At 53.8% G+C, this 5,557-nt stretch carries 2 tRNA genes and 3 rRNA genes; all 5 read left to right on the forward strand.

Annotation, left to right across the window (positions count from 1 at the left end):
• Positions 1 to 264: 264 nt before the first annotated feature.
• The 5 genes from BWP39_RS31335 (at position 265) to rrf (ending at position 5,547) form a co-directional block, all read left to right on the forward strand.
• Positions 265 to 1,795: ribosomal RNA gene (locus tag BWP39_RS31335) — 16S ribosomal RNA — on the forward strand.
• A gap of 62 nt (positions 1,796 to 1,857) precedes the next feature.
• Positions 1,858 to 1,934 (forward strand) — tRNA-Ile (locus BWP39_RS31340).
• 58 nt (positions 1,935 to 1,992) lie between these two features.
• A tRNA-Ala gene (locus tag BWP39_RS31345) sits at positions 1,993 to 2,068 on the forward strand.
• 289 nt (positions 2,069 to 2,357) lie between these two features.
• A 23S ribosomal RNA gene (locus tag BWP39_RS31350) occupies positions 2,358 to 5,239 on the forward strand.
• A 194-nt stretch (positions 5,240 to 5,433) separates the two neighbouring features.
• Positions 5,434 to 5,547, forward strand: a 5S ribosomal RNA gene (gene rrf, locus BWP39_RS31355).
• Together the 16S, 23S and 5S rRNA genes with 2 tRNA genes alongside form the textbook arrangement of a ribosomal RNA operon.
• The last annotated feature ends 10 nt before the right edge of the window (positions 5,548 to 5,557 follow it).

The following is a 5,557-nucleotide window of genomic DNA, read 5'->3' on the forward strand; positions in this document are numbered from 1 at the left end:
GGCGGTGCTGGAAGGTGGTTGAAGTGACCATGAAGTAGCCAGCGCGACGGACCGGAGTGCGATGCGATCTTTAAAAATTAACAGCCGATAAGTGTGGGCGCTTGATGGAGGCGCGCCGCGGGAAACTGTGTTCTGCACGGGTTCTTGCGGAGGCGAAAGTATCAAGAGTCTCACACAGAAGTAAGTCAGGTTTTTGAAGTTGGAGAACCTGTCAGCTTTGAGTGAGCGACCTATTCGGAAGAATAGAAAACAGTAACAGGCATTGAACTGAAGAGTTTGATCCTGGCTCAGATTGAACGCTGGCGGCATGCCTTACACATGCAAGTCGAACGGCAGCGCGGGAGCAATCCTGGCGGCGAGTGGCGAACGGGTGAGTAATACATCGGAACGTGTCCTGTAGTGGGGGATAGCCCGGCGAAAGCCGGATTAATACCGCATACGCTCTACGGAGGAAAGGGGGGGATCTTAGGACCTCTCGCTACAGGGGCGGCCGATGGCGGATTAGCTAGTTGGTGGGGTAAAGGCCTACCAAGGCGACGATCCGTAGCTGGTCTGAGAGGACGACCAGCCACACTGGGACTGAGACACGGCCCAGACTCCTACGGGAGGCAGCAGTGGGGAATTTTGGACAATGGGGGCAACCCTGATCCAGCAATGCCGCGTGTGTGAAGAAGGCCTTCGGGTTGTAAAGCACTTTTGTCCGGAAAGAAATCATCCTGGTTAATACCTGGGGTGGATGACGGTACCGGAAGAATAAGCACCGGCTAACTACGTGCCAGCAGCCGCGGTAATACGTAGGGTGCAAGCGTTAATCGGAATTACTGGGCGTAAAGCGTGCGCAGGCGGTTCGCTAAGACAGATGTGAAATCCCCGGGCTTAACCTGGGAACTGCATTTGTGACTGGCGGGCTAGAGTATGGCAGAGGGGGGTAGAATTCCACGTGTAGCAGTGAAATGCGTAGAGATGTGGAGGAATACCGATGGCGAAGGCAGCCCCCTGGGCCAATACTGACGCTCATGCACGAAAGCGTGGGGAGCAAACAGGATTAGATACCCTGGTAGTCCACGCCCTAAACGATGTCAACTAGTTGTCGGGTCTTCATTGACTTGGTAACGTAGCTAACGCGTGAAGTTGACCGCCTGGGGAGTACGGTCGCAAGATTAAAACTCAAAGGAATTGACGGGGACCCGCACAAGCGGTGGATGATGTGGATTAATTCGATGCAACGCGAAAAACCTTACCTACCCTTGACATGTACGGAATCCTGCTGAGAGGTGGGAGTGCCCGAAAGGGAGCCGTAACACAGGTGCTGCATGGCTGTCGTCAGCTCGTGTCGTGAGATGTTGGGTTAAGTCCCGCAACGAGCGCAACCCTTGTCCCTAGTTGCTACGCAAGAGCACTCCAGGGAGACTGCCGGTGACAAACCGGAGGAAGGTGGGGATGACGTCAAGTCCTCATGGCCCTTATGGGTAGGGCTTCACACGTCATACAATGGTCGGAACAGAGGGTCGCCAACCCGCAAGGGGGAGCCAATCCCAGAAAACCGATCGTAGTCCGGATCGCAGTCTGCAACTCGACTGCGTGAAGCTGGAATCGCTAGTAATCGCGGATCAGCATGCCGCGGTGAATACGTTCCCGGGTCTTGTACACACCGCCCGTCACACCATGGGAGTGGGTTTTACCAGAAGTGGCTAGTCTAACCGCAAGGAGGACGGTCACCACGGTAGGATTCATGACTGGGGTGAAGTCGTAACAAGGTAGCCGTATCGGAAGGTGCGGCTGGATCACCTCCTTTCCAGAGCCATGCGCTGCAAGTTGAGCGCTCACGCTTATCGGCTGTAATCAGGACAGACTCAGGGGTCTGTAGCTCAGTTGGTTAGAGCACCGTCTTGATAAGGCGGGGGTCGATGGTTCGAATCCATCCAGACCCACCACTGTTTCTGCGGTGGCTGCGCTAATTTGATGGGACCCCTGGGGAGAAACTGTCTGACTGGGGGATTAGCTCAGCTGGGAGAGCACCTGCTTTGCAAGCAGGGGGTCGTCGGTTCGATCCCGTCATCCTCCACCAATCTTCAATGCGTAGCGCTCTGCAGCCTGCAGAGCGTTGTGCATTGGCGATTGAGCCAGTCAGAGTGATATGAAGCAGAGCTTTATATCGGCTGTCGTTCTTTAACAATCAGGAAGAAGTAGTAAAGAGATTCACCGAAAGCACACTTAGAGATGGGTGTGTGGGTAGGTGGATCAGGGTTGTGATTGTATCAAGTATGAAAAGGTGATCGAGAGATCGCTTTGGAATACGGCACAACGCTAAAACTCAACCTGTAGCGGATGTCTTGCAAGAGACACACCCGTTATAGGGTCAAGCGAACAAGTGCATGTGGTGGATGCCTTGGCGATCACAGGCGATGAAGGACGCGGTAGCCTGCGAAAAGCTCCGGGGAGCTGGCAAACAAGCTTTGATCCGGAGATGTCCGAATGGGGAAACCCACTCCTAATGGAGTATCCATGGCTGAATACATAGGCCATGTGAAGCGAACGCGGCGAACTGAAACATCTAAGTAGCCGCAGGAAAAGAAATCAACCGAGATTCCCAGAGTAGTGGCGAGCGAAATGGGATCAGCCTGTACTCTTTATCTTCGTTGTTAGCTGAACGCTCTGGAAAGTGCGGCCATAGCAGGTGATAGCCCTGTAAGCGAAAACAGTGAGGAAGAACTAGGTGTACGACAAGTAGGGCGGGACACGTGAAATCCTGTCTGAAGATGGGGGGACCATCCTCCAAGGCTAAATACTCGTGATCGACCGATAGTGAACCAGTACCGTGAGGGAAAGGCGAAAAGAACCCCGGGAGGGGAGTGAAATAGATCCTGAAACCGCATGCATACAAACAGTAGGAGCCTCCTTGTGGGGTGACTGCGTACCTTTTGTATAATGGGTCAGCGACTTACATTCAGTGGCAAGCTTAACCGATTAGGGCAGGCGTAGCGAAAGCGAGTCCGAACAGGGCGATTCAGTCGCTGGGTGTAGACCCGAAACCAGGTGATCTATCCATGGCCAGGATGAAGGTGCGGTAACACGTACTGGAGGTCCGAACCCACTAACGTTGAAAAGTTAGGGGATGAGCTGTGGATAGGGGTGAAAGGCTAAACAAACCTGGAAATAGCTGGTTCTCTCCGAAAACTATTTAGGTAGTGCCTCGTGTATCACCTTCGGGGGTAGAGCACTGTCATGGTTGAAGGGTCCATTGCGGATTACTTCGCCATAGCAAACTCCGAATACCGAAGAGTGCAATCACGGGAGACAGACATCGGGTGCTAACGTCCGGTGTCAAGAGGGAAACAACCCAGACCGCCAGCTAAGGTCCCGAAATATGACTAAGTGGGAAACGAAGTGGGAAGGCTAAAACAGTCAGGAGGTTGGCTTAGAAGCAGCCATCCTTTAAAGAAAGCGTAATAGCTCACTGATCGAGTCGTCCTGCGCGGAAGATGTAACGGGGCTAAGTCATATACCGAAGCTGCGGATGCACATTTATGTGCATGGTAGGAGAGCGTTCCGTAAGCCTGCGAAGGTGCATTGAAAAGTGCGCTGGAGGTATCGGAAGTGCGAATGCTGACATGAGTAGCGATAAAGGGGGTGAAAGGCCCCCTCGCCGTAAGCCCAAGGTTTCCTACGCAACGTTCATCGGCGTAGGGTGAGTCGGCCCCTAAGGTGAGGCAGAAATGCGTAGCTGATGGGAAGCAGGTCAATATTCCTGCACCGACGTGAAATGCGATGGGGGGACGGATCGCGGAAGGTTGTCCGGGTGTTGGAAGTCCCGGTCGCTGCATTGGAGAAGGCACTTTGGCAAATCCGGGTGCGCAATTCAAGGGTGTGGCGCGAGCTCCTTCGGGAGCGAAGCAACTGGAAGGGGTTCCAGGAAAAGCCTCTAAGCTTCAGTTTCACGTTGACCGTACCGCAAACCGACACAGGTGGGCGAGATGAGTATTCTAAGGCGCTTGAGAGAACTCGGGAGAAGGAACTCGGCAAATTGGTACCGTAACTTCGGGATAAGGTACGCCCCTGTAGCTTGACTGGCCTGCGCCAGAAGGGTGAAGGGGTTGCAATAAACTGGTGGCTGCGACTGTTTAATAAAAACACAGCACTCTGCAAACACGAAAGTGGACGTATAGGGTGTGACGCCTGCCCGGTGCCGGAAGATTAAATGATGGGGTGCAAGCTCTTGATTGAAGTCCCGGTAAACGGCGGCCGTAACTATAACGGTCCTAAGGTAGCGAAATTCCTTGTCGGGTAAGTTCCGACCTGCACGAATGGCGTAACGATGGCCACACTGTCTCCTCCCGAGACTCAGCGAAGTTGAAGTGTTTGTGATGATGCAATCTCCCCGCGGCTAGACGGAAAGACCCCATGAACCTTTACTGCAGCTTTGCATTGGACTTTGAACCGGTCTGTGTAGGATAGGTGGGAGGCTTTGAAGCGTGGACGCCAGTCTGCGTGGAGCCGTCCTTGAAATACCACCCTGGTTTGTTTGAGGTTCTAACCTTGGCCCGTTATCCGGGTCGGGGACAGTGCATGGCAGGCAGTTTGACTGGGGCGGTCTCCTCCCAAAGTGTAACGGAGGAGTACGAAGGTACGCTAGGTACGGTCGGAAATCGTGCTGATAGTGCAATGGCATAAGCGTGCTTAACTGCGAGACCGACAAGTCGAGCAGGTGCGAAAGCAGGTCATAGTGATCCGGTGGTTCTGTATGGAAGGGCCATCGCTCAACGGATAAAAGGTACTCTGGGGATAACAGGCTGATACCGCCCAAGAGTTCATATCGACGGCGGTGTTTGGCACCTCGATGTCGGCTCATCTCATCCTGGGGCTGTAGCCGGTCCCAAGGGTATGGCTGTTCGCCATTTAAAGAGGTACGTGAGCTGGGTTTAAAACGTCGTGAGACAGTTTGGTCCCTATCTGCCGTGGGCGCTGGATATTTGAAGGGGGCTGCTCCTAGTACGAGAGGACCGGAGTGGACGAACCTCTGGTGTACCGGTTGTCACGCCAGTGGCATCGCCGGGTAGCTATGTTCGGAAGAGATAACCGCTGAAAGCATCTAAGCGGGAAACTCGCCTTAAGATGAGATATCCCCGGGGCTTCGAGCCCCTTGAAGGGTCGTTCAAGACCAGGACGTTGATAGGTCAGGTGTGGAAGCGCAGTAATGCGTTAAGCTAACTGATACTAATTGCCCGTAAGGCTTGATCCTATAACAGGTGTGTTTCGCGGTCCGCGTTAGCGCTTTAGCGCTTACGCGGACCTCGCCCCCGAAGGGGGTAGGACGCACACAGTTGAGTGATCAGTGTTGTGCACGATACACACAACCCCAAAGAGAGGCTTCCTCTCAACTACTTCTTCCAGATTGGTCGTATTGCTCCCTGAGCACTACGACAACAAGTCATGCCTGATGACCATAGCGTGTCGGTACCACCCCTTCCCATCCCGAACAGGACCGTGAAACGACTCCACGCCGATGATAGTGCGGATTGCCCGTGTGAAAGTAGGTAATCGTCAGGCTCCTCATGCT

Source organism: Paraburkholderia acidicola (genome assembly GCF_002362315.1).
GTDB classification, from domain to species: Bacteria; Pseudomonadota; Gammaproteobacteria; order Burkholderiales; family Burkholderiaceae; genus Paraburkholderia; species Paraburkholderia acidicola.